Annotated in this window: 20 protein-coding genes and 1 tRNA gene; 13 read left to right on the forward strand and 8 right to left on the reverse strand. The window is 49.2% G+C overall.

Annotation, left to right across the window (positions count from 1 at the left end):
- Positions 1-9 precede the first annotated feature (9 nt).
- From H6G50_RS23235 to H6G50_RS23245, 3 genes are all read left to right on the forward strand, one after another.
- Positions 10-1,263, forward strand: a complete 1,254-nt coding sequence (locus H6G50_RS23235) for an FGGY family carbohydrate kinase (RefSeq protein WP_190721877.1) — start codon at positions 10-12, stop codon at positions 1,261-1,263.
- A gap of 222 nt (positions 1,264-1,485) precedes the next feature.
- A complete protein-coding gene (locus H6G50_RS23240; RefSeq protein WP_190721879.1) occupies positions 1,486-2,130 on the forward strand; it encodes a response regulator transcription factor in 645 nt (214 codons plus the stop codon).
- Between the two features lie 91 nt (positions 2,131-2,221).
- Positions 2,222-2,294: transfer RNA gene (locus H6G50_RS23245), tRNA-Thr, on the forward strand.
- A gap of 42 nt (positions 2,295-2,336) precedes the next feature.
- Here the strand turns inward: H6G50_RS23245 and H6G50_RS23250 are convergent.
- Positions 2,337-2,807 carry a DNA phosphorothioation-associated protein 4 gene (locus H6G50_RS23250; RefSeq protein WP_190721880.1) on the reverse strand — a complete coding sequence of 157 codons (471 nt, stop codon included), beginning with the start codon at positions 2,805-2,807 and terminating at the stop codon, positions 2,337-2,339.
- A 388-nt stretch (positions 2,808-3,195) separates the two neighbouring features.
- Here H6G50_RS23250 and H6G50_RS23255 point away from each other — a divergent pair, with 388 nt between their 5' ends.
- From H6G50_RS23255 to H6G50_RS23270, 4 genes are all read left to right on the forward strand, one after another.
- Positions 3,196-4,089, forward strand: coding sequence for an alpha/beta fold hydrolase (locus tag H6G50_RS23255; protein WP_190721882.1), 894 nt, complete (start codon positions 3,196-3,198; stop codon positions 4,087-4,089).
- A 188-nt stretch (positions 4,090-4,277) separates the two neighbouring features.
- Positions 4,278-7,631, forward strand: coding sequence for a filamentous hemagglutinin N-terminal domain-containing protein (locus H6G50_RS23260; protein ID WP_190721883.1), 3,354 nt, complete (start codon positions 4,278-4,280; stop codon positions 7,629-7,631).
- Between the two features lie 169 nt (positions 7,632-7,800).
- Complete coding sequence (locus H6G50_RS23265; RefSeq protein WP_190721885.1) at positions 7,801-7,980, forward strand: hypothetical protein; 180 nt, start codon at positions 7,801-7,803, stop codon at positions 7,978-7,980.
- Positions 7,981-8,041: 61 nt separating this feature from the next.
- Positions 8,042-9,187 carry a CIA30 family protein gene (locus H6G50_RS23270; protein ID WP_190721888.1) on the forward strand — a complete coding sequence of 382 codons (1,146 nt, stop codon included), beginning with the start codon at positions 8,042-8,044 and terminating at the stop codon, positions 9,185-9,187.
- A gap of 367 nt (positions 9,188-9,554) precedes the next feature.
- Here H6G50_RS23270 and H6G50_RS23275 read toward each other — a convergent pair whose 3' ends face one another.
- Positions 9,555-10,883 (reverse strand): GTPase, encoded by a 1,329-nt coding sequence (locus H6G50_RS23275; RefSeq protein WP_190721896.1) that lies wholly within the window; start codon positions 10,881-10,883, stop codon positions 9,555-9,557.
- A gap of 238 nt (positions 10,884-11,121) precedes the next feature.
- Here H6G50_RS23275 and H6G50_RS23280 point away from each other — a divergent pair, with 238 nt between their 5' ends.
- Both H6G50_RS23280 and H6G50_RS23285 read left to right on the forward strand, forming a co-directional pair.
- Entirely contained in the window at positions 11,122-11,259 is a 138-nt protein-coding gene (locus tag H6G50_RS23280; protein ID WP_190721898.1) for a photosystem II reaction center protein K, read from the forward strand.
- Positions 11,260-11,748: 489 nt separating this feature from the next.
- On the forward strand, positions 11,749-14,766 hold the full coding sequence (locus H6G50_RS23285) for an adenylate/guanylate cyclase domain-containing protein (protein ID WP_190721900.1): 3,018 nt from the start codon (positions 11,749-11,751) through the stop codon (positions 14,764-14,766).
- A 95-nt stretch (positions 14,767-14,861) separates the two neighbouring features.
- Here H6G50_RS23285 and H6G50_RS23290 read toward each other — a convergent pair whose 3' ends face one another.
- The 4 genes from H6G50_RS23290 to H6G50_RS23305 all read right to left on the reverse strand — a co-directional run bounded on the left by H6G50_RS23290 (position 14,862) and on the right by H6G50_RS23305 (position 17,985).
- Complete coding sequence (locus H6G50_RS23290; protein WP_190721902.1) at positions 14,862-15,881, reverse strand: Gfo/Idh/MocA family oxidoreductase; 1,020 nt, start codon at positions 15,879-15,881, stop codon at positions 14,862-14,864.
- A gap of 95 nt (positions 15,882-15,976) precedes the next feature.
- A complete protein-coding gene (locus H6G50_RS23295; RefSeq protein ID WP_190721904.1) occupies positions 15,977-16,549 on the reverse strand; it encodes a TerB family tellurite resistance protein in 573 nt (190 codons plus the stop codon).
- Positions 16,550-16,711: 162 nt separating this feature from the next.
- On the reverse strand, positions 16,712-17,563 hold the full coding sequence (locus tag H6G50_RS23300) for a M56 family metallopeptidase (RefSeq protein ID WP_190721906.1): 852 nt from the start codon (positions 17,561-17,563) through the stop codon (positions 16,712-16,714).
- Positions 17,563-17,985 (reverse strand): BlaI/MecI/CopY family transcriptional regulator, encoded by a 423-nt coding sequence (locus H6G50_RS23305; RefSeq protein WP_190721917.1) that lies wholly within the window; start codon positions 17,983-17,985, stop codon positions 17,563-17,565. Before H6G50_RS23305 ends, H6G50_RS23300 begins: the two co-directional genes overlap by 1 nt.
- A gap of 346 nt (positions 17,986-18,331) precedes the next feature.
- Here H6G50_RS23305 and petJ point away from each other — a divergent pair, with 346 nt between their 5' ends.
- The gene (gene petJ, locus H6G50_RS23310; protein WP_190721908.1) at positions 18,332-18,667 is read left to right on the forward strand and encodes a cytochrome c6 PetJ; all 336 of its coding nucleotides are present in this window, start codon (positions 18,332-18,334) and stop codon (positions 18,665-18,667) included.
- Positions 18,668-18,749: 82 nt separating this feature from the next.
- On the opposite strand, the gene H6G50_RS23315 is transcribed toward petJ, so the two are convergent.
- Positions 18,750-21,455, reverse strand: a complete 2,706-nt coding sequence (locus H6G50_RS23315) for a DEAD/DEAH box helicase (RefSeq protein WP_190721910.1) — start codon at positions 21,453-21,455, stop codon at positions 18,750-18,752.
- Between the two features lie 231 nt (positions 21,456-21,686).
- On the opposite strand from H6G50_RS23315, the gene H6G50_RS23320 reads away from it, so the two are divergent.
- Together H6G50_RS23320 and H6G50_RS23325 are read left to right on the forward strand one after the other, a co-directional pair.
- On the forward strand, positions 21,687-22,331 hold the full coding sequence (locus H6G50_RS23320) for a hypothetical protein (RefSeq protein ID WP_190721912.1): 645 nt from the start codon (positions 21,687-21,689) through the stop codon (positions 22,329-22,331).
- Between the two features lie 40 nt (positions 22,332-22,371).
- The gene (locus H6G50_RS23325) at positions 22,372-22,881 is read left to right on the forward strand and encodes an N-acetyltransferase (protein ID WP_190721914.1); all 510 of its coding nucleotides are present in this window, start codon (positions 22,372-22,374) and stop codon (positions 22,879-22,881) included.
- 59 nt (positions 22,882-22,940) lie between these two features.
- Here the strand turns inward: H6G50_RS23325 and H6G50_RS23330 are convergent, their stop codons facing one another.
- A complete protein-coding gene (locus H6G50_RS23330) occupies positions 22,941-23,966 on the reverse strand; it encodes an ABC transporter permease (protein ID WP_190721915.1) in 1,026 nt (341 codons plus the stop codon).
- A gap of 116 nt (positions 23,967-24,082) precedes the next feature.
- Between H6G50_RS23330 and H6G50_RS24325 the strand changes: the two genes are divergently transcribed.
- Positions 24,083-24,244, forward strand: a complete 162-nt coding sequence (locus H6G50_RS24325) for a hypothetical protein (protein ID WP_242032962.1) — start codon at positions 24,083-24,085, stop codon at positions 24,242-24,244.
- Positions 24,245-24,331 lie beyond the last annotated feature (87 nt).

The raw sequence follows: 24,331 nt of genomic DNA on the forward strand, positions 1-24,331 counted from the left end.
TAGTAGGTAGTGACGCTTTTTCTGGGTCTTGATTTTGGTACGTCGGGAGCGCGCGCGATCGCGATTGATGCCGAAGGAAACATTGAAGCTAGAGCGAGTCTACCCTTCCAGACAACGCAAGCTCTGGCAACAGTTTGGCAAAATACTTTATTTTCTCTACTCGAAAGACTTCCTTTATCGGTTCGCAAGGAAACTGAAGCGATCGCGATTAACGGAACTTCGGCTACAGTTTTACTGTGCGATCGCAACGGCAGCCCCCTCGATACTCTCCTTTACAGCGACGCGCGCGCAGCCGCAGAAGTGGCACGAATTCCCGATATCGTACCTTCTAACGCCGTCGTCCTCAGTGCCTCGTCCAGTCTCGCCAAACTGTTGTGGTGGACGCACCAGCCCTTTTATCCCGAAGCAGCTTACTTCTTACATCAAGCCGATTGGCTAGGCTTTTTGCTGCACGGTCAACTGGGCATCAGCGACTATCACAACGCCTTAAAACTCGGTTACGATGTCGAGAATCTCTGCTATCCCGCCGGATTGCAGCAGCACTCCGCTCGCGCGCTCCTACCGAAGATTTTACCGCCCGGAACGCCCGTTGGCGAAGTGAACGCCGCGATCGCGCAACGCCTCCGGTTCCCCAAAACTTGCCGAGTCTGTACCGGAACCACCGACAGTATTGCCGCCTTTATTGCTAGCGGTGCAACTTACCCCGGCGAAGCTGTCACCTCATTGGGTTCCACCCTCGTCTTAAAACTCTTGAGTCGCACTAAAGTAGACGCTGCCGAGTACGGAATTTACAGCCATCGCTTTGGGAACTTGTGGCTGACGGGCGGCGCATCCAATACCGGCGGTGCGGTGCTGCGCCACTATTTCAGCGATTCCGAACTTACCGATATCAGCCAGCGCATCAATCCGCAGCAAGCGAGTCCCCTCGATTATTATCCGCTATTGGAGCGGGGCGATCGCTTCCCCATCAACGATCCTAACCTGCTGCCGCGCCTAGAACCCCGCCCCGACAGCGAAATTGAATTCCTCCACGGTTTGCTCGAAAGCTTAGCTAGAATTGAAACCAAAGGATACGCACTCTTGCAAGAGTTCGGCGCAACCTCCCTAACCCGCGTCCATACCGCAGGCGGCGGCGCGCAGAACCCCACTTGGACTGCAATTCGCCAACGCCATCTCTGCGTTCCCGTTGCACCGTCCTTGGAAACTGAAGCTGCCTATGGAACAGCGCTATTAGCAAAGCAAAGTTTTTCGGCCCCTTTTTAATCTCTAGTTTTAAGTTTTAATTTTTAATTTTTAATTCCGCCTCGAGGGATGTTAAGAATCTTCGCCTGCCGATCTCAGGTGGGATTCAAAGCGAGCGTGTTAAACTTGGATCGAAATGAGAGCAAGAAAGGTTAAACTTTCTCAGCCGCTCGGAGTCATCGATCCGCAGAATTAATTGAGACTCAGATTAACCCCCTTCTGAAAACGAGCAGAGTGTCACTAATGAAAGAGAACGCCCGTAAAGACCAAAAACAACTCTTGTTAGTTGATGATGACCCTAACTTGATTTTGTTGGTTAAGGATTATTTAGAGTTTCGAGGTTACGAAGTATTAACCGCAGAGAACGGTAGAGAAGCGCTTGAGGTTCTCGAACATCAAGTTCCGGATATGATTATCTGCGACGTGATGATGCCTGAAATGGATGGGTATACGCTTGTCGAACAGATTCGGCAAGATTCTAAAGTCAGTTGGATTCCAGTTTTATTTCTCTCGGCAAAAGGGCAAAGTCAAGATCGGGTAAAGGGTTTGAGTACGGGTGCAGATGTTTATATGGTTAAGCCCTTTGAACCGGAAGAATTGGTGGCTCAGGTTGAATCTTCCTTGAAGCAAGCCAATCGCTTGATCCGTCACAGTAAGGGAGTTGAAGTCGGTCATAAGATTAAGGTGCCGGAGAATGTGGAGTTAACGCCTACCGAACGGAAAGTCGTTCAGCTTGTCGCTCAGGGATTAGCAAATCGAGATATTGCGATTAAGCTGGAAGTCAGTCAGCGCACGGTGGAAAGTCACGTCTCGAATATGCTCAATAAAACCAGTTTGCACAACCGAACGGAATTAGCGCGTTGGGCGATTGAAAGTAATATGGCTTAGTGGCACGCTTGGTATTGGCAGGCGATCGCGTGTTAAAATAAGGAGCCGCTATCTGGAAAATAAGTCTATAGGGCGGCTTATTGTTCAACAGGCTGGTATAGCTCAATTGGTAGAGCACCCCACTTGTAATGGGAAGGTTGCGGGTTCAAGTCCCACTACCAGCTTATCGAGACTAAGCAAGGTTTTCCTCGCTGTAAACATCAGTATTACAAGAAACGGCTGAGATCGAATTCTTCGTCGCTTGATTTTTCGGTGGGGAAGCGATCGCGCGCTAAGATCGACAGGATGCGATCGCTATAATCGATCGCACCGCGCAATTCTTCTGCAAGCAGTTCTAATCCGCCGTTAGCATATTCTTCAAAAATGCTAACCCGCTGCGCTTCGGCGCTCGAGTCGAAACTAGAGAGAATCGTAGGGTTTTGCGTTTGAGCGATCGCGAGCAGTTCGATCGCGGGATAATGACCCCGAGAGATGAAAACATCGAGGCTAATCGGCCCGGGTTCCTGAGATAAGGTAGAATCTAGCGGCGTTCTCTTGCGATGGTGAAATCCCCAAACCGCTGCAAATGCGATCGCATCGGCATAAGTTTGAAAAGGCCCCGTTTTCTCTGGAGAATCTACTAAAGCTTGGACAAATTCGGCTTTATCTTTAGCAATGCGAATTCGACTGGAAGCCACAATTTAATGGATAATGGATAATGGATAATTGATAATGAATGAATGGCACTGAAATAAGAGTTGAAAAATCGCCCAAACATTGATATTTCGTAGGATGGGCAGCGCCCACCAGCCTTAAGTCAGTGCCATTCGATAATGAATAATTAATTATAAACGCCTAATGTGAATTAGAAGCCAGAAAGATTCTCTTACTGTTCTTTCTCCCTTCGCCCACCGATTGGGAGAGGGAAATCAAGACTGTTGGATAATGGACATCAGACGTTAATTATAAATGAAATTGTTTGGGAGGTCGAAAACAGCCGCTCAACTTTTTCAGTGCTTTACCCCGACTCGGAGGGGAAAACGATACAATGAGAGAAATTAACATTTCTTAACGATCTAGTCTACTATGTCTGCAACTGCGATCGCCCAGCCATCCTCATTTCCGGGAATTTTCTGGCAATGGCGAGGGCATTCCATATACTACGTTGCCGCTGGTTGCCCGCAACCCAACCGCCCGCCCCTGCTTCTCGTGCATGGATTTGGGGCATCGACCGATCATTGGCGTAAAAACATCGCAGAATTGCAAGCGGATTTTGCGGTTTACGCGATCGACTTATTGGGGTTCGGACGTTCGGCAAAACCCAACTTGGAGTATAGCGGCAAGTTGTGGAGCGAGCAACTCCGCGACTTTATCCAAGAGGTTATCGAGCAACCCGCTGTCATTGCTGGTAATTCCATCGGCGGTTACGTGGCGCTGTGTACGGGCGCGAACTATCCCGAAACGACAGCAGGAGTCGTACTCCTTAACAGTGCCGGTCCCTTTACCGAAGTCACCGAAACGGTTAAGGAAACGGTCTTTCAGGAATTTATTAAGAACGGAATGCGATCGCTGCTGCTGCAACCTTGGGCAAATTTCTTGCTCTTTCAATACGTGCGCCAGCGCTGGGTCATTCGTCAAACCTTAGAGAAAGTGTACCGCGATCGCAGTGCCGTGAGCGATCGCCTGGTTGAAGAAATTTATCGTCCTTCCTGCGATGAAGGCGCGGCGCAAGTCTTCGCCTCCGTCTTCAAGAGTCCGCGCGGCGAAATGAACGACGCTTTGCTGGCAAAACTGCAAGCCCCTCTGTTGCTGCTGTGGGGCGATGCCGATCCTTGGATGAACGCCAGACTGCGCAGTCCCAAGTTTCGGCAACATTACCCAGCCCTAAGCGAGTATTTCTTGCAAGCGGGACATTGCCCCCACGACGAAGTACCGCAACAAGTGAACGCCTTAATTCGCGAATGGGTATCGAACCTCTAAAGTTGCAGTGTAGCTCTTTGTCACATTTGTTGTAATATTTGGGTAAGTTAGAATTAGAGAAATTAAACTGCTGGCGATCGCGGATTTTTTTCAGACCATGCCAGCAGTCTTCAGTTCGTTAGGGTGGCACAGTAATTGGGGCGCAATCTACTCCTGCATCAACCGACTCAATTCTGACACCAAGACCCATGAATACTTCCCACCAGAGCAATCTTTTTGTTCCGCACCCGCGCAACAGTTTGTCTCTCGTTACTCTACTCCTGGCAGTAAGTACGGCTGCACCCGCTTATTCTCAGTCTATCGTCGCCGCACCGGATGGTACGGGAACGCTTGTTACGATTGAAGGCGATCGATTTAACATCGGCGGCGGTACGCGATCGGGAGATGGAAGCAATTTATTTCAAAGTTTCGCTCAATTCGGTCTCAGCACTAACCAAATTGCGAACTTTCTCACCACCCCTCAAATTCAAAATATTCTCGCTCGCGTTGTCGGTAACGATCCTTCTGTTATCAATGGCTTAATTCAAGTTACGGGGGGCAATTCTAACCTGTACTTAATGAATCCTGCCGGGATTATTTTTGGGAACGGGGCGAGTTTGAATGTTGGGGGAGATTTTTTCGCAACAACGGCAACAGGAATTGGTTTTGGGGAGAATCGTTGGTTTAATGCCTTTGGTGACAATAACTACGCAACGCTAACGGGAAATCCGACTCAATTTGCTTTCGATCTTTCACATCCCAGCGCAATTGTCAATGCTGGAAACTTAAACGTTAGCGACGGACAAAACGTAACGCTCCTCGCGGGGCAGGTTATTAATACGGGGAGTATAACTGCACCGAATGGTAATATTGCGATCGCGGCAGTTCCGGGCAGCAGTTTAATCAAAATTTCCCAACCCGGTAGCTTATTGAGCTTAGAAGTCGCCCCTCCGCGCGATTCCAACGGCGCAATTTTGCCCTTTTCTGCCCGCGATTTACCCCAATTGCTTGCGGCTGCCAACGGAGAAACGGGGTTAGTTGTGGATGCGAACAGGCGCGTTTATACCGCCGGAGGAACAGAGATTCCCCCAGAAGTTGGAACCGCGATCTCGACTGGAACTTTGAGCGTCGCCCCCTCAGTCTCTCAGCCCCTTGTTCCCTCACAAATTGCCGTTATTGGCGATCGCGTCGGCATCGTCGATAATGCTACAATCCTTGCACCCAGCGGCAACATTCGCATCGGTGGCGATTACCAAGGGCGCGGCAATATTCCCAATGCAAAGATAGCGCTCGTGGGGAGAAATGCAACGATTAACGCCGATGCGGGAACGGAAGGAAATGGCGGACGAGTTATCGTTTGGGCGGACGACAAAACAGCATTTTTCGGCACGGTTAACGCTCGAGGCGGTAGCAGTTCTGGTAATGGGGGATTTGTCGAGATTTCGGGTAAAAATAACCTGATTTTTGATGGCAATGCTGACGTGAGTGCAGTGGGCGGAATGAACGGAACAATCTTATTCGATCCGAGAGATATTATTGTTGTATCGGGGGCAAGTGCTGTCGATGATAATCAACTGAATGATTCGCAGATTTTAGCCGGAGATGGCGGCAATGCTGACTTTACAATTAGCGATACTAAACTAAGAAGTATTGTAGGCGGAACGATTATTCTGAAAGCCAATCGCGATATTACTTTTAATTCGGGGTTGGATTTGGGGAATACAGCAGCTAATGCTTTAAAAGCTAATCTCGATTTACAAGCAAGTCAAGATATTAACATTAATAGCGAGCTTGCCTTTACCGGGAATTTTGGATTAACGGCTAATGCGGGACGCAATATTAATACAACAGCATTTTTAAGAACGAATCAAGCCGGAACGGGAAATTTAGACTTAACCGCAGCGGGCGATATTACCGCTCGCTTAATGAGTACAGGAGGTTCGATAAACTTAGTGAGTACCGGCGGCAGTATTAATATTATCAACGCAGGAATTAGTACGAACAATGCTCAAACGGGAAGCGTTAACTTAACGGCGGCGGTAGATATCAATACTCACGGCATTACAGCGGGTGGAGGAATTGTTTTAAGCAGTACCGGAACCAATGGCAATATTAATGTGAAAGGACGCATCGATACGCCATTTAATGGGACGACGGGCGTGCAAATTGAAGCGGGAAATACCATTGATTTAAACGATACAAGTTTGGGAGCAATTGAGGTTATTGGATCGGGGGGCGCAATATCGGTAACGAGTCGTAATGGCAATATTATCGCTCGCCAGAATATCCAATCTAATCGCGGGAATATTGCCCTAAGCGCTGCTACGAGCTTAGATGTACAAGAAATCCAAACTTCTGGGGGCGATATCAACTTGAGTGGAGGTAATATTCTTGCGAATGAAGGAGTATTCGCATTCCGAACTAATCCTCTCGATCCGAATGCTACGGGTGCTGTCACCTTACAATCTGTTAACAATATCGACGCACAGAATATTAATGCTGAGGGAACGGTAACATTGAATAGCAGTCAGGGTAACATTATCGTTCGCGATACAATTGATGCCCGCGAAGATACTGCCGCAGGAGTGAATATTAATGCGGCGAAAGATGTGCGAGTTGAGACGATTTTAGCGGGCGGAAATGTCAATATTGGCAGTACAACGGGTAATGTCATTATTGGCGAAAATACGGGCAGTACGAACGAGATTAGAAGTTCTTCCCGCGTTGATGGCGGTACGCCGGGACGGGTTGCGATCGCGGCTTATAACGGTACGGTAACGCTCAACGGCTTAATTCGCGCGGGCAAAGCGCAAAAAACTGGAGACAGTCATATTGACATTGCCGCCTCCCGTTTTGTCGCGATTAATCCCGGCACTGGGCAATTACTCGATACGGTAGATAGTAACAGTTCGACGACAGTAACGCGCCCGACCAGCTTGTTTGCTTTTCCCGCCAACGTGACTTTTATTGGCAACGTGAATATCAACAGTGGGAATGTGAGTAATATTACTCCGGGATTAGCGAGGATTGTGTTTAGCGATAACTTGCAAAATCCCACCGCGACGAATTCATCTTCGATTGTTACTGGAAGCGGGGCGGAAGTGATTCGGATTGTACTACCGCGATCGCAAAATTTTGCCGTCGGTTCTGCCTTCGATCCCAATAACCCCAACCTTAGCGGTACGGCGGGTAGTATTAACCTCGCTGTCGCCGGAATTCCGCCAACACTGACGGTACTGCTAGAGAATGCCTCCTTTACGCCCCCCGACATTCTACGGCAACCTGTCACCCAACCGCCCAACGGGGATCCTCCGACAGGCCGAAATCCAAACCCGCCAGAACCGCCGTCCCCCCTTCCTCCCGATCCGACTGCGTTTAATACAGCCCTTAGCAGTCAAGGCGTAGAAAGAAGCGGAACCCCTCAATCGACTTGCGTGGGAGTGGAACGGGAGGAACGCGAGGGTGCATTAACGCCCGAGGAACGCTGCGAACAACCCGAACAGAAGGATAAACCAATCCTGGATACCAGCGCTGTTACGCCGCAACCCGAGCGCGATCGCTGACTATACCTTAACTTTAGGAAGAAGCGATCCAAAACTCGAGATGATAAGATCGCGATCGCAAGCCCTTGTGCTGACATTCACAACTTTTTCATACTTAGATCGCGATCCGCAAAAGCTAAAGACGGGATACTCAACTTGTCAGAAGTTCCCCCGTTTAGGCCCAAAGTTCATGTTATTCCCTAACCTTTCTCTGCAATCCTCCCCTCAGTCTGCAATCCCCGTTAGTTCCCCCAAGCTTGCCCTAGCGAGCGTTTCCAGCGGCAAAGCTAATTCTTCGGAGAAAGAAAATTCTCCCATGCACGAACTCCTCAGAGCGATCGCAACTGGCAAATTACAAGTGATTGTTTAATGAAGAGTGAATGGTGAAGAGTAAATTGATGAATGGTCAATAATTAATTTTTCTAGCCCTTATGACTCAGCGACAAAATTGGAATCCAGGTCGTTTCTTAAAAACGGTAACTTTTTTCGAGCTATTTCCCTTCCTCAATTTAATTCCCTGCCTTAAAACAATGATTCTCGGACGACAGCCACAACCCACCTCTCCCTTTAGCAACAGTCGAGTAGGTACGATTTTAGTTGTTGGAGAAACGGAAGAACTAAACGCGCAAATTGTCAAGCATTTACGAGCCAAAAATTATCCCGTGCGGGTTTTAACAAGCGAATTAGCTGGTATCGAATCGAGGGCAAATTCTGAGGCAGAATATTATCGAGGAAGCCTGCAAGATAAAGCGAGTTTCAGTGCGGAACTCATGGCGGGCGTACAAACGATGATTGCTAGTTCCGTCGATGCGTCAGCGATGGATAACCTCGTGCAAGTTGCCACGCGATCGCTCGGAACCGATCCAACAACAACAACCCTGTTTGACTTTCGTCAACCCACTGCCGATTTAGCAGCAATTTGGGGCGCAGTCGATGATGTCGTTATGGGTGGCGTGAGCGAAAGTAATTTGCGATTTGTAAATGATTGTGCTGTATTTGCCGGTAATGTTTCTGTTGCCAACTCAGGCGGATTTGCTTCCGTGCGAAATCGTAATTTTTCGCCACCCTTAGATTTATCGAGTTATGAAGGGATTCAGTTGCGAGTAAAAGGCGACGGTCAGCGCTATAAATTTATTTTACGGTGCGAAGGGAAATGGGATGGGGTAAGCTATTGCTATTCATTTAATACAGCCCCTAACAATTGGATTGATGTCCGGATTCCCTTCGACGAACTGATTCCGACGTTTCGCGCCAAAACGGTGAATGATGCGCCGAAGTTTGATTCCAGTAAGACTTATTCTATGCAGTTGATGTTGAGTAAGTTTGAGTACGATGGCAACTTAAATCCTCGGTTTGTGCCGGGAGTGTTTGAGTTGCAGTGGGAATCGATTCAAGCTTACGGTAAGACTGCCGTACCAAAGTTAATTTATGTTAGTTTGGGCGACGAGGGTTTAGAACGACAAGTTCTAGAAAGTGGTGTGAGTTACGCGATTATTCGGGGGGAAAATACAACATCTGAGGAGATTTCTCGCCGTTGCGTGCAAGCTGTGAATTCCCCTAGAGAGTCAGTCAATTAGAATCATTCTTATCTGGAAAATACGCTCTATTGTAGGGTGGGCATTGCTGTTTCTAGGATTAACGGGACTTTGACAAAAATCTACGTCAAAAGTAGTAGAGTGCTATTTGAAATGTAAAAGTACGTTGATTAAATGCACCAAAGTTCTGGCTGGTGGGCGCTGCCCACCCTACTACTATGGTGCGGCGCTTATTTGCCGAAGTGCGATTCGCAAGAGAGTGACAAAATAAGGATATCAATAATTAATTATCAATAATCGAATAGCAATGAATTAAGGCTGGTGGGCGCTGCCCACCCTACGAAATTAATGCTTGTGGCTCCCATTATCAATTAAGAAAGTCCCGTTATCAATTATCCATTATCAATTATCAATTATTAAACCTTTCTTTCGCCTCTTCATAAGCTTGTTGCATGGCAGCTTGAATCTTTTTCGGATCGGGTTTTCTGCCGCCCATGAGTTCGCCGAAGTAAACGCAAGCCCCTTCGCCTAATGCCCAAGTATATGCACCCGCCCAAGATGCCGCGATCGCGCTGCCCAAAACCGGGATAAACTTAACTAATTCCCGCCCGATCGCTTGCGCTAAAAATCCTCCCGCGATCGCGCTAACCGTTCCTCCTGCCTGCGAAGGACTCAACTTTTGCCCGTACAAATTCCCCAATAGCCCTACCATCGACACTTGCAGCGCCGTTAGCACGGGCATTGTCGCCAGCGGCAAAGGAAAGGCAGCCGCAGTTGCAGCCATCACCGAAAAGGCTAAAATATAGCGCCGCGCAACATCCCGATATAAGTTGCCGATTTGCTGTCCCGTTTCCCCGTCCAGCAGTTGGTGAATGGCACGCGCTTCAGCTTCCGGGAGGAGGTCTGCTAAGGTATCGCGAAAGCTCTCTAAGCCATAAAATACGGGATTGTAGGCATCTTCTTCTAAAGTAAAGTCTAGGAGTACGGCGCGATCGCATATTCCCTCAAAGCTCTGTTTTAGGGCGTTGAAGGCGCGGTCAATATCCTCGAATTCTGGCGGATAGGGCGGGTGATCCTCCGTTCCGGGCGGGTAGACTTCGTGGAGGCAAGTCACCGCTAATAAAACGGGAATTTGGGGATATTGCTGGTGTAGCGATCGCGCAATTTCCCGCAGCGTATCGGTGGCAAAATCGTTAATTTTAACCGTCAGAATCAAAATCCGGGCGCGATCCTGCTTTTGCTGCAACTCTGCGCCCAATTCCTCAATAATCGCCTCTGTATTGCGATTAATATCCCCCAAGCCCACCGTATCGGTAAAAATTAACAACGGTAAATCTTCCGAAGGATAGGCATAGCGTTCTGTATGCTGGGTGTGGGGGCGAAATCCTTGCCCGACAATCTCCTCAGAAACGCCCGTCAGCCCGCGCACGATCGAACTTTTGCCCGCTTGCGGTTTGCCAAGCAGAATCGCCTCCGTTGTGGGAAGTTGGGCGCGTAAAGTTTCTAAAATTTCTGCAACTTGTTGCTCGCTGACGCTAAACCACCCGACAACTGCTTGAGTAGCAGGTTCGACAGGAAGAACTCGAGTCAGGTTAGAGGTTGCCGAGCTAAGGCGGGATGTTGCCTCATTCCAAACTTTCCCGGCTCGCTCCGTCCAAGATTCCCGCAAGGAGCGAGGGGGATTTTCTGGGGAGGTAGCTTCAGGAGAACGTTCTTCAGAAGGAGGAAAATCGGACATGGGAGAAATTACGCGATCGCTAGCTATCACTTCCTAGTGTCCCTTATTCTCGGCTCGCCTGCCTACTACTCCAGGCAGAAAGCGATTTTCCGCTTTTGTTCGCCGTCGCCGCCAAATTTTGAACTTTCTGGCTCTGTCAACTTCTGAAAAGACCTCAGAATTTTAAACTTTGAATTCCTGGCAGGGGTATAATCTATCTCAATTGTTAAAAAACTGTATTGGGAAGGTCAATTAATCAATGGAAGCCGCCTTACTACTTGCGAAGTTACCAGAAGCTTATCAACTCTTCGATCCTTTAGTCGATGTTCTGCCGTTGATCCCGCTGTTCTTCTTGTTGCTGGCCTTTGTCTGGCAAGCCGCGATTGGATTTAGATAGACCAAGAACTGAAAGGAAAAAGCGCTTGTTGGGGCATCCTAAGAGGATGTCCCATTATTTTATGCGGGGAAGGTATTATTAGAATCAGGCGGCTAAAGCAATCCCTATCTCCAATTCATCTCCAAACCCCGCACTCTGTTGTCTCCCGCGATCGCCCCTGATACCAATTCTCATTGATTTTGCACGAATCCCTAAGAGGGCATAACGGTGTTATGCCCCTACGGCGACAAATTTAGTGCAAAAGTTGTAGGAAATGGTATGAATTCTCAACCACCTTGACGAGTTCGTAGTGTCTTGCATCTTCCGCTACCCCTATTCCCCCACTCCCGATAGCTCGATTGCGGTCAATACGATGGTGACAGGGAAAACTCTCGCCCATGTTGCCATTGAGTACCGCAGAACGACGATAACTGTGGCATCAGACGTTAGCTCTACCATTCCAGCAAGAGAAAGCTTTAACTCATCTCTTGCGTTTTGAAACCGCTCGCCATGATCGTTAAAGCCTTCAAACGTTATATCTCTCGCCAACTCGACCGAGTTTCCCTGCAAACGCTGCTGGTGGGGCCGTTTTTACTACAAATCTTTGGCGCGATCGGTTTAATTGGCTATTTATCGTATCAAAACTCTCAAGAGGCCGTACAAGATTTAATCGTACAGCTAGAGAAGGGAACAAACGCGCGCGTCGAACGGCATCTCAAAAGTTATTTAGCCTTCCCCGATCGAATCAATCGCATTAATTTCGAGGCGGTCGATCTGGGGTTATTGAATTTGCAAGATTTCAAGAAAACCTCCCAGTATTTTTGGAAGCAGATGGGGGTGTTTCCGGTCAGTTATATTTCTTACGGAACGACAAAGGGCGAATTCATTGGAGTCGAGCGACTGGATGACGGTTCGTTACGCATCAATGAAGTCTCGGAAAAAACGGCCCTGGGGCGCTTGTTTGTTTACGCAACGAGTGGTGAAGGACAAACGAGCAAACTACTGGAGGTCAAAGACTGGGAACCGCGATCGGAAGCGTGGTATACGGAAACGGTGAAGGCGGGCGTGCCGATCTGGAGTCCGATTTATCAGTGGGAGGATAAACCGGAGGTGCTATCGGTTTCGGCGAATTATCCGATTTTCGATCGCGCTGGCAAAAACCTGCTCGGTGTCCTCAGTATCGATTGTACGCTCTCGCAAATTAGCGATTTTTTGCGCAATATTCAAGTCAGTCCGGGAACCCGGATCGCCATTATCGAACGCAATGGTTTGCTGGTCGCCAATTCGACGAGTGAAAAAGTCTATCGAATGGTCGGAAAAACGGCTCAGCGCCTTAAAGCCGATGAAAGTGAAGACCCCCTAGTGCGCGAGACAATGAAGCAATTGCGCCAGAAAGTCGGCAATCTCAATGCTATCCAAAGCGCGCAGACGTTTAAGTTTGAACTCGATGGCGCTGCGCACTTTCTGCACGTCGTCCCTTACCAAGATGCCCTCGGTTTAAACTGGCTGATTGTTGTGACAATCCCGCAAGGGGATTTTATGAGTCGGATCTACGCCAATACGCGATCGACAGCAATTATTTGCTCGATCGCTTTAGTCCTGGCAACGATCTTCGGAATGCTGACTGCGCGGCGGATTTTGCGGCCGATTCAGCAACTCAACCAAGCGAGCAATGCGATCGCGTCGGGGTTGCTAGACCAACAAATTGCGATGCGCGGTTCTAAAGAATTGCGCGCTTTAGCGCGATCGTTTAACTGGATGGCAACACAATTGCGCGAATCGTTTGTAGCGCTCGATCTTGCTAATGAAGAACTCGAACAGCGCGTCGAACAGCGCACGCTTGACCTTCAACAGGAGATTCAAGAACGCCAGTTAATCGAGCAAAAATTACAAATTTCCGAAGCCGAAATTCGCGGTTTTTTTGAAGCGATGAGCGAAGTCGTCTTATTAGTTGACTTAGAACAGGCTAACATCCGCGTTGCTCCGACCAATCTGGCGCGCTTCTATCCGCCTAATGCCGATATTCTCAATCAAACCATCGATTTATTTTTTGGGGAAAAAACGGAAATCGTGCGCGATCGCATCTCTCAAGCCCTTCGCAGCCAACAAATCACCACCTACGAATATTGTTTCGCGCTTGAAGAAGATGCTTGGAGAGACTTACAACCCTCAACCTGCAACCCCTTAAAGACTCGCCAGACACAAAGAGTTTCTTTACACGCGCACGACGGGACGAAACTGCCGGTCGTTTGGTTTTCTGCGAGTATTTCGCCCATTTCCGATACTGAAGTGGCTTGGGTCGCGCGGGATATTACGGCGCGCAAACAAGCCGAAGAAGCCCTCGAGCGCAAAGCCCTACGGGATACGCTCCTCGGTCAAATTTCGCGGGCGCTCATGGAGAAGGATATTAAGGCTGCGATTCAGTTTGCCCTGCAACAAATCGGTCAACTCACTCACAGCGATCGCACCTATATCACTCACTACAATCCTGAATGCTCGGAATTTTTCAACAGTCACACCTGGAGCGACCCGAACATCCTAACTTGTCCGATTAACGGCGGAAAAATCAATGCCTTAACTCGCCCTTGGCTGTTTGAGTGCTATCAAGCCAGCCAGCCTATTTATATCAGCAGCATTGAAGATTTGCCGATTGATGCTATCCGAGAGCGCAAAGCAATGCAGGATCAAGATATTCAATCGATGTTGCACGTTCCGATGTTTTATTCCAACCGTATAGTTGGATTTATCGGTTTGGAAGCGGTTGAATCGCGGACGCTGTGGTCGGAAGAAGATATTCAAATGCTTGCCTTAGTCGGAGAGATTGTCGCCCTCGCCCAAGCGCGCCACGATGCAGAAGAAGCACTGCGGCTCGAGCGCGAACGCGCCGATCGCCTGCTCTTAAATATCTTACCCGCCCCGATCGCCGAACAACTCAAACAAAATCGAACTCCCATCGCGCAAGATTTTGAGGAAGTCACGATTTTGTTCGCCGATATCGTCGGATTTACCAATCTTGCTGCTTCTTTGCAACCGCTTGAATTAGTGACGCTTCTGGATGAAATCTTTTCAACTTTTGACGAACTCGCTGCTAGTTTGGGTCTAGAAAAGATTAAAACAATTGGCGATTCTTATATGGTTGCAGCGGGATTGCCCTTACCGCGCGAAGATCATAGCGACGCGATCGCGTCGATGGCGCTGGCAATGCAAGCGGCGATCTCTTTCGTTCAAACTACGCCCGCTTTCCAAGCTCTACAACACCCCTATAGACTGCAATTGCGAATTGGCATTAATACCGGGCGCGTCGTTGCCGGTGTCATCGGTACGACCAAGTTTATTTACGATTTGTGGGGCGATGCGGTGAATATCGCTTCTCGTATGGAGTCTTTAGGCGAACCCGGTAAAATTCAAGTCACTGAAGCCATTTACAATCAACTCAAAGATCGCTACCGCTTTGAAAAGCGCGGCACAATTCCCGTTAAAGGTAAGGGCGAAATGACGACTTATTGGCTGTTGGGAAGGGAGAAATAATGGATAATGAATGGTGAATAATGAATAATGAGTGGTGAATTACGAATTACGAATTACGAACTACGAATTACGAATTACGAATTACGAATTACGAATTACACCGGAACTTCAATCTCGCAACCGCCAGAGCGTAAAGATTGACTCAAGCAAGAAAGAATTTGCACTAATTCTGCCCCCAACCAGCCTGAAGAATCCTCCGTGGGCGCTTGAGTGCGAAGATCGTTGAGGAAGCGATCGCAAACGCGCTGCAAGGGTTCCGCCCGCTCAAAGGCGATAACTTCGCGCGCTAAATCTGTCGGTACAAATCGTTCGTCCCGCGCCTCAAACCTCCCGCGTTCGATAACTAAAGGGGTTTCGGCATTCAATTCGTCAAAAATCAGCGTTCCCTTACTCCCCACCACACACAAACGCCGTTGCTTGTCGGGATTCAGCCAGCACAGGTGCAGGTGTGCTTGGAAGCCGCTGGGATAGGTGAGAACCGCCCAAACTAAGTCTGAGAGTTCCTGTCCTCCTTCCGGTTGCAGCCAGACTCGTCCCGTCGCTCGTACCCGCGTCGGTTTTTCCCCCAACCAGCGATCGAAAATACAGATATCGTGAATGGCTAAATCCCAGAGGGCATCGACATCGTAGCGGACAGGGCCTAAGTTGGTGCGGCTGGCGTAACCGTAGCGCAACTCTCCGAGTTCTCCAGCGGCAACGATTTCTTCGCCGCGAGCGACAATGGGATTGAAGAGGTAGGTGCGATCGACGAATAGTTGCAATTGCTGGCGTTCTGCTAACTGGCTTAGCTCGACACACTGCCCCGGTTCTAGGGTGAGGGGTTTTTCAGAAAAAACGTGATAGCCTCGCTCGAGAGCATCGCGAATCAGTTCGTAGTGCGTCGAAGCGGGCGTAGCGACGACCACCGCATCGATTCCTTCGAGTTCGCGCGCTATTTCCCAGTCGGGAGTTAACAGGACGCGATCGCTTAAATTAAAGCGCGTTTTTGCCGTTGCGAGGCGTTCTGCGTGGCGATCGACAATGGCTACAAGATTGGCTTGGGGATGCTGAGAAAAAATGCGGATTAGGTGGCTTCCCCAACGCCCCGCACCAATAATTGCAATCTGAGTTGGCATGATGAATAACCGCTAATAATGGATAATTGACAATGGACAATTGACAACGAAATTTATAATTTATAACTCATAACTCATCATTCATAACTCATAACTTATAACGTCGGTAGCTTTGAAAATAAAGCTTCTATGGCTTTGAATCGAGAAGGAGAAAGTAAGTCTCTAACTTCAGATAAAGCTGAAGCAGTCGGTTGTTTATCTCCGTTAATCCCCGATTCTAAAACGTCTAAAAGCTCGGCTCGAATTCCTAATTCTAAAGCGATATTCGTTAAATAGTTTTCCTCGCGGCTATCGATTTTTCCATCTGCAATAGACATCTCGTAACCCAGCGCAACTAATAAAAACCGTTCTGATAGTGAAAGAGAATCTGTTAAGAGGAAAAAATACTTCGATTTTCGATGAATTTGATGCTCTTGAATGCCCCGCGTTATTTGTTGAGCTAACTGACGATAACTATGCTGGCTAGAGATGAATTTATGAATGGTTTGTTGCCAGCGTTGTTTTTCTGTTGTCGTTACGGTTCCATCGACAAACATTACACCAACGAGAATAGCGATTAAGGCCGAGAGAAAAATGAGTGGGGGAGTAACGTCTTGTGGTTCGAGCTTGTTTCCAGTAATCCGAGACAACAGTTCGAGAGTTTCCGAATCGACGGGGGCAGAGTCCATGAGGTTTATACCAATTAAAAATTAAAAATTAAAAATTAAGAAACCTAGATATATTAGGGGTTTCAGCCTCAAGATGTGTCGTCCGAACTCGGAGAATTGGGGCTAGGTACAGTTTCACTTAACAATTCAATTATGCGGAATCTTTTGCTCGTCAGTCATCGTTCAACGATGAAAGGGAATGAGGATGAGGGGAAAAAAGACTAAAATTCCCCAACTCCAAGTCCACCAAGGGAAAGCGGGGGGAGGTTCGGGAGGCTGGAGGAGGGCTTCGATGCGTTCTTGCAAGCGATCGCTGGGAAGCCTCCGAGCAAAGGCGGCGCAAAAGTGACTGTCAGGCAGGGATTTTAGATCGCTAACGACGGTAATTAAGGCTTCGGCAATTGCTAGAGCATCGACGCGACTAGCAGCCCAGCGATCGGCCCGCAATTCTCTTAAAGTTAGCAGTTCTTGCCAGAGTTCTTCGGTGTTGGGCAGCCACGAGGCAATACGGCGCAACCCACCCAACCAGAAAAACCAGAAGGTATCGCGGTAGTGGGCGTGGGCGCGTTCGTGGGCGAGGACAGCGGCAAGGTGCTGGGGCGAGAGCGTTTCGAGCAGTCCGGTACTGACGACGAGTTCGGGTTGCCAGAAGCCAATTTGAGCGCAGAAGAATTGCGAGGTGGGAAGGATGCGGACGGGTTGAGTGCGATCGCCGATCGCGCGTTGTTCGAGAGCGCGAACTTGTTGCAAGCAACACCATCCTTGCAGTGCCAGTTGTGCGCAGGATGCGATCGCCATTCCCAATCCGCCTCCGACAATACAGTTGCCGATCCAATCGGCTTGTATCCCGATCATTTCACCGCGAGGTCCCATACACAATACCGCGATCGCGGCAAAAAGGAGCAGCAGCGGCGGCAGCAGGAAGAAGAAGAGGGCGCGATACCAGCGTTCCGCCCAATTGCCCGAAGGGCGCTCCCAGAGTAGGCGCAGTTGCCATACGAGGCTGAGGAAGAGGACGATAACGAGCGAGTGCATTACGGAGTCTCCTCCCTAGCTTTACGAGCGGCTTGCAAGCGTTGCGCGATCGCTTGGATTTGTTCGACACTCGCCGCATCGAGACTGTCAGCAAAGGCGGCGACGACATCGGGGTTGCTGACTTCGAGGAAGCGGTTTAATTTATCGTGGGCGGTGATAATTTGTGCTTCGCGACGCGAGAGGGCTGCTTTCCAAATAAAGGCGCGTTTTTGTTTGTCGCAGAGCAACCAGCCTTTTTTGGTGAGGCGGTTGAGGACGGTGGTGACGGAGGTGTAGGCGAGTTCGCGATCGGGATCGGTAAGGATGCGATCGTGAATTTCTTTAACTGTGGCTGCGCCTAAATCCCAAACAATGTTAACGATTTCTGCTTCGAGCGGTCCGAGGGAAAGTTGTTTAGGACGGCGATCGGGTAAAGGACACATAGGGGTAATTGACAATGGATAATTGATAATTGATAACGAAAGAATAGCTGTAGCCAACTCTAGAGAATGGATAATTGAAAATTGATAATTGACAACGAAAGAATAGCTGTAGCTCCTAAAAAGAGGCTTCGCCTTAAGAAGGCAATGAATTTGTACGAACGTTGTCCATTATCCATTATCCATTGTCAATTATTCACCCAAGCCTTACCCGAGCGATCGCGCTGATACCCGAATCGTCGCCAAGAATCTTTAAGTTTGACAGCCCGTCGTTTGACTGGGAGTGGCTTCTCTTCAATAATGGGGGACGCTAAACATTTGCTGTTGAATTGAGAGAGAACGCATTTTTATGAAAAGAATTTTAGCTATCGTCCTCGTCGCGATCGCGCTATTCGCTGTCCCCTTCACCCGTCCGGCTTTCGCTGGCAATGCCGCTAAAGGCGCAACCGTTTTTAACGCCAACTGCGCTGCCTGCCACATGGGTGGAAAAAATTTGGTCAATGCAGCCAAAAGCCTGAGCAAAGCCGACTTGGAAAAATATGGCATGAACTCCGTCGAGGCGATTACCACCCAAGTCAAAAACGGTAAAGGTGCAATGCCTGCTTTCGGTGCAAAACTGACCGCCGAGCAGATTGATGATGTTGCAGCTTACGTTCTGGAGAAATCGGAAGGCGGTTGGAAGTAGCTTCATGGTTCGCTAACCATATCTAAGCATAAAAGTCAAGAGGGAAGAATGACTCTTCCTTCTTTTTTTTGCCCGAATTTCATCAAACCGGAAAGCGGCGCATTTGACTGGCAGCGATGCGCGCCTTGCGAAACAAAGTGTCGGAAATGCCGGGAATTTGCGGGATTTGCAGCAGAACGTCCACAGTACGGCGCAACATTCGTACCACGTCGCCATCGTCGAGGCTGGTTTTGTCGCAAAGCGCATTCCAATCGGGACTTTCTTCCTCGCCCAGCGCCCAGCGTTCGACTAAACCGATGGTTTCCTGCTCGAGCCAAACGGGGAAAGCAACATTGTTATGGTGTTGGACTTGATTGAGGCGATGGCGAATCTTTCGCAACTGCCCTAGAACTTGTACCACGGCTTCCGATGGGCGATAATCGCACCAAGTATCGTTGCGGGGCGTTTCGCTAATTAAGGACGCGATCGCGGCGGCGAGTTGAGCGGGTTCGAGTACCTCCATCTCCCCCGACATCAACGCTAATCCCAACCATAATTCATTTTCGCTGCGAATTGTCGCCGCCGCCTGTCCGAGAGAGGTAGGATTGTAGCCCTCGATCGCCCCAAACTCTCGCAAAACGCGAATTAACTGAAGAAACTCTTCCCAATAATAGGAACGGTGGGATTGATGGCGTTGATACTTGGCGCGGGTTTGGTTGAGTTCTTCTTGCAACTGTTGGCGCTGTCGGTGGCGTTTGAGGGCGCGATCGGGATCGCCCCACTGCTGCAAAGGATGACTCTCTAGCTGTTCTTGCAGGCGTTCGATGATTTGTTGCTGTTCGAGAACTTCCGGCGCGAGGGCGATAACCGCAGTCGTTTGCGGTAATTGTTCGGCGACGGGAGCGGAATTTGCATCGCCCTTGCGCGAGTGACCTTGTTTGAGCGTTAATTCTGCCGGGGGCAAGAGTTTTGCAACCGTTGCAGGCGGCAGGGAAGCCGAATCGATCGCGATCGCGTTATTGCTCGTCGCCACATACCAACGATTATTCGCCCCCAAACAAATCAAATAGGGAAATTGCCCATTTCCGGCTGCTTTCTCGTAAAGCAGAGCGGGCAGCGGTTCGGAAAGCCTTAAACCATGACCTTTCAGATAAAGAATCGCTCCCGGCGAAATTTCGTTAACAGAACTCGCCATTTCTCGCTTGCGCGTCACCTCTGCCTGCTGCTCGAGAATCTTCAACAAGCGGCGTTCTTCCTTAAGATGCTGGCTCTTTTTCTCGTAATCGGCAAACTGCTTCGGATTCATGGGAGCTAACTGTACGTCCAACTTGGCTAACTCCGTTGTCAGTAGCGCGATCGCTTGTTGCTCCGGCCCCAACCTCAATTTAATCTGATACTCTGCAAAACTGCGCTTGAGCAAATTTTGCACTTCCTCAAGGCTGTGTTTTTGCAATAAATTCAGCGCCATCCCGTAGGAAGGAGTAAACCAACTGCGGAGCGGTTCCGCCTCCGTCGTCGCCAGATATGCCGCCTCCTTCGCACCCTCAAACGGCGTTTCCACTGCGATCGCGTAGCCGACCGTATCCATCCCCCGCCGTCCGGCGCGTCCGGCAATTTGCAAGAATTCCGAGGGGGTAAGCAAGCGGTGTCCTTCGTCGCTGCGCTTGCTCAACGAGGAGATAACGGTTGCGCGCGCGGGCATATTAATTCCCGCCGCCAGCGTCGCCGTCGCAAAGACGACTTTAACCAATCCAGCTTCAAATAATTGTTCGACTAAACCTTTCCAAGCAGGCAGCAATCCGGCATGATGGGAGGCAATGCCTCGGATGAGGGGTTCGATTTGTCCGGGGCGCACGGCTTCGGGATTTTCCAAAGACCAGCGATCGCTAATTTCACGAATTTGCAAGGCTTCCGCATCGCTCGTCAGCGTTAGCCCGCCCAAACTCGCCACCGCCTGTTCGCATCCCCGACGACTGAAAATTACATAAATGGCGGGCAGCATTTCTTTTTGCTGCAATTGGCTCACAACCGACGCAATACTGGGACATTCATCTTGTCGGAGTCGTCGCCTTTTACCCGTTGATTTTGGCTTGCGTTTCAGCCGAGGATTGAGGCGATCTTGTTGGCTGTCGAGGAGGGGAAATAAGCCTTTAACCGTGCTGTAATAAAATTGCAGGGGGACGGGGCGAAAATCTGAATTAATGAGGACGCATTCCCCTTGCGGTAAGGATTTACCTCGCGCGATCGCGCGCACGTTATCGATCCAATCGGTAAACTCTTGGGGGTTGCCAATCGTCGCAGAAAGGGCGACAAGTTGGATGTGGGGCGGACAGTAGATAATCGATTCTTCCCAAACCGTGCCGCGTCCGCGATCGCTGAGATAATGGCATTCATCCAGAACCACCGCCCCGACATCCTCTACCGACGTTCCCACCTCGCCGATGGGCGTTTCGTAGAGCATATTGCGGAAAATCTCGGTTGTCATCACCACAATCGGCGCGCCGACATTCACCAAAATATCGCCCGTAATCAACCCAACTTGCTCTTCTCCAAAAATCTGTTGAAAATCTCGTAACTTTTGGTTGGAGAGGGCTTTGAGGGGGCTAGTATAGAAAACGCGACGACCCCGTGCTAGGGAACGATGGATGGCATATTCGCCGATTAATGTTTTTCCCGATCCCGTTGGCGCGCAGACAACAATCGATTTCTCGGCATCTAGGGCTGCGATCGCATCTCGTTGAAACTCGTCGAGTTGGAAGGGAAAGAGGTCTTCTGGATTCAGGGTTGAAGGGCTAGACGAAGCGTTCACAGCAAGCTTATAAAGTTCCGGTTGAAGGAGTTGGAGTGAGGAACCCGACTTTCTCTCTAACTCTAACAGTTTTTAGGTTATTCTTTAATTCTGTCGGCCTATAGGCGCACTAATCGGGCTATAATCTACGGCTCGTGCCAGACTGAGAGAAGGGACGCAATGCCCGTTCTGCATCGAGTCTGAGGTTGCTATCCGGGTTAGAAGAAGTCTTTTTAACTGTGAAGGGCGTGAATGCGTGAATTCCGGCAGCATTGGCAATTCTTATTCCCCGCCTTCAAGTTAGATAGCTTAGAATGCCAAAGTACATTCTTAGAATTAATCGAGCTTTACGCCGCACCGCTTCGCTTTTACCATAATTTAACACATCTCAAACAAGTTCTCGAAACTGTCGAGCGACTCAGTTTTTTAGAGCAACAAAATCTTACTCAATCGAAGCAGAAAACGCTGAAATTAGGCGCTTGGTTTCACGATGCGATCTACGATCCTCGACGCTCGGATAACGAGGAGAAAAGTGCAGATTATGCCGCCGAAAAACTAACGCGGCTGGCGATTTCCGAGGCTGAAATCGATCGCGTCCGGAACTCGATTTTATCAACGAAAACGCATCAAGCGGGCGATCTCGAAACTCAAATTCTGCTCGATGCTGACTTAGCCATTTTAGGCGCACCTCCTGCCCAGTACCTCCGTTATGCTCGCGCCATCCGCCAAGAGTATGCTTGGGTAAGCGATCGCGATTATACAGCGGGGAGAATTCGGGTCTTATCCAATTTTTTAGCGCGATCGCGGATTTACCAAACTCCACATTTCTTTGTAGAATTAGAACCACGAGCCAGGGGCAATATCGAAGTAGAAATCGCTCGACTCCGAGCGGAGTAAGTTTTATTTTTAATCTCCCGAATACCGCCCTGTCTAGTTTATGGAAATTCTCCTCGAACAACCGCAAGATTTCAACGAAATTCGCAAGGTCAATATCGCCGCCTTTGGGCGAGAAAATGAAGCCGATTTAGTCGAGCGCTTGCGAACAACGACCTCAACGCTCTCCTTTGTCGCAGTAGAAAGCAATTGCATCGTCGGTCATATTTTCTACAGTCCCGTAGAAATCGAAGGAGAATGTGCGCCAGACTGCCTCATGTTAGGGCTAGCGCCGATGGCAGTGCTGCCCGAATATCAACGCCAAGGAATTGGCACAATGTTACTGCGAAAAAGCTTAGAAGAAATCGCGAGATCGCCCTATCGAGGCATTGTAGTCTTAGGCTACCCAGAATACTATCCTCGCTTCGGCTTTGTCACCGCGCGCGAGAAAGGCTTGCAATGCGAATACGACGTGCCGGATGAAGTTTTTATGGTCTTAGAACTGGAAAACGGAGCATTAGAAGGGTGTCGGGGGACGGTAAAATATCACCCCGAATTTTCCAGCGTTTCTTAAATTGGGTTTCCCAATCAGAGCGATACCGTAGGCGTGGAGCGATCGCAGCATTCACAATATCAGTAGCGTATGCGCGGATCGATCGCAGCATTCACAATATCAATAACAATACTCGCCAAAACGACGATCGCTCCAAAAAACACCATCACCCCCTGCACCGTCGGATAATCCCGCTGGGAAATTGCCTCGTACAAACGGTTTCCCAATCCCGGCCAAGAAAATGTTACCTCCGTCAGTACCGCGCCTCCTAAGAGCGTGGCGAACGTCAGCCCCAGCACCGTAATCACGGGGATGAGCGCATTTTTCAGAGCGTGAGAGAGCAAAATTTTCCGCTCGGGAATTCCTCTGGCTCGGGCTGCTTCTACATAGTCCGATTGCAGCGTTTGCCGCAGATTGACGCGCACCATTCGCTCGAAAATACCGCTCAACAAAATCCCCAGCGATAAAGAAGGGAGCGCCAGATAGTAAAGCGCGGTGAACAACTTCCCGATATTCCCTTCCAGCAAACTGTCAATCGCGTACAATCCCGTCATACCATTCGGCGGTTCGATACCGATGGGAAAGCGCGTTCCCAAGGGAAACCAACCGAGTTGTACTGAAAAAATCAATTGAAAGATCATCCCCATCCAAAAAAGCGGGATCGCATACGTGACAATCCCGAATAGTCGCCCCCCAACATCAAAAATTGTGTTGGGGCGAGAAGCTGAAAGAATACCGAACCCCGCACCCACCAGCACTGCTATCCCCAAGCCAAAGAAACTCAGTTCTGCTGTTGCGGGAAAATGCTGCTGAATAATCTCCCAGACTGGCAGTCCGCGACTGGTTAAGGAAGTGCCGAGATCGAGGCGTAAAATTTCCCCCAAATAGTGAATGTATTGCAGCCAAAGGGGATCGGATAATCCCAGTTGCTCGCGTAAAGCTTGTTTTGCGGATTCGGGGGCGCGGTTGCCCAAAATCGCATCGGCGGGATCGCCGGGAGTTGCGCGCAGCAACAGAAAAACCAGCGTGACGATAGTCCAGATGGTTAGAGGAGCTAGCAAGAGCCGCGTGAAAATGTAATATTGCAGGGCTTTAGCGCGAGACATGGGCGATTGGTAAGAGTTGTGAGACAGGTTTTCGGTGTATTCTATACTTAATCCTTAGCTTGCGATCGCTCTTTCATTAACAAAACTTTTTAAAGCGGAAAGTAACAGCTACGGCCTTGGCAATTTCTACGGATTACCATTTTGAGAATTTAGTAGGCAAATTCATGACATCAAAGAAAGTTTTAATTGTAGATGATGAACCTAATATTTTGATTTTAATGGAACAAGCTTTAGAAAAATTAGAGGAAGAGGGTGACATACAATTAACGGGACTTTAGCGTGTACAGGGAGAAAAAAAGGCTGTAAGATAAGCAGAGATTGCTAAATAGGTCAGTTCCTCTCTGGTGGGTTGAGATGAAAGAAAC

Source organism: Oscillatoria sp. FACHB-1406, assembly GCF_014698145.1.
Lineage (GTDB): Bacteria > Cyanobacteriota > Cyanobacteriia > Cyanobacteriales > Spirulinaceae > FACHB-1406.

Coding starts and splice junctions, on each gene's coding strand:
- H6G50_RS23265 (WP_190721885.1), top strand. CDS start 7,801: ATGTTATTCCCTAACCTTTCTCTGCAATCCTCCCCTCAGTCTGCAATC.
- H6G50_RS23285 (WP_190721900.1), top strand. CDS start 11,749: ATGATCGTTAAAGCCTTCAAACGTTATATCTCTCGCCAACTCGACCGA.
- H6G50_RS23330 (WP_190721915.1), bottom strand. CDS start 23,966: ATGTCTCGCGCTAAAGCCCTGCAATATTACATTTTCACGCGGCTCTTG.
- H6G50_RS23300 (WP_190721906.1), bottom strand. CDS start 17,563: ATGCACTCGCTCGTTATCGTCCTCTTCCTCAGCCTCGTATGGCAACTG.
- H6G50_RS23290 (WP_190721902.1), bottom strand. CDS start 15,881: ATGCCAACTCAGATTGCAATTATTGGTGCGGGGCGTTGGGGAAGCCAC.
- H6G50_RS23270 (WP_190721888.1), top strand. CDS start 8,042: ATGACTCAGCGACAAAATTGGAATCCAGGTCGTTTCTTAAAAACGGTA.
- H6G50_RS23305 (WP_190721917.1), bottom strand. CDS start 17,985: ATGTGTCCTTTACCCGATCGCCGTCCTAAACAACTTTCCCTCGGACCG.
- H6G50_RS23260 (WP_190721883.1), top strand. CDS start 4,278: ATGAATACTTCCCACCAGAGCAATCTTTTTGTTCCGCACCCGCGCAAC.
- H6G50_RS23295 (WP_190721904.1), bottom strand. CDS start 16,549: ATGGACTCTGCCCCCGTCGATTCGGAAACTCTCGAACTGTTGTCTCGG.
- H6G50_RS23325 (WP_190721914.1), top strand. CDS start 22,372: ATGGAAATTCTCCTCGAACAACCGCAAGATTTCAACGAAATTCGCAAG.
- H6G50_RS23320 (WP_190721912.1), top strand. CDS start 21,687: ATGCGTGAATTCCGGCAGCATTGGCAATTCTTATTCCCCGCCTTCAAG.
- H6G50_RS23255 (WP_190721882.1), top strand. CDS start 3,196: ATGTCTGCAACTGCGATCGCCCAGCCATCCTCATTTCCGGGAATTTTC.
- petJ (WP_190721908.1), top strand. CDS start 18,332: ATGAAAAGAATTTTAGCTATCGTCCTCGTCGCGATCGCGCTATTCGCT.
- H6G50_RS23240 (WP_190721879.1), top strand. CDS start 1,486: ATGAAAGAGAACGCCCGTAAAGACCAAAAACAACTCTTGTTAGTTGAT.
- H6G50_RS23280 (WP_190721898.1), top strand. CDS start 11,122: ATGGAAGCCGCCTTACTACTTGCGAAGTTACCAGAAGCTTATCAACTC.
- H6G50_RS23275 (WP_190721896.1), bottom strand. CDS start 10,883: ATGTCCGATTTTCCTCCTTCTGAAGAACGTTCTCCTGAAGCTACCTCC.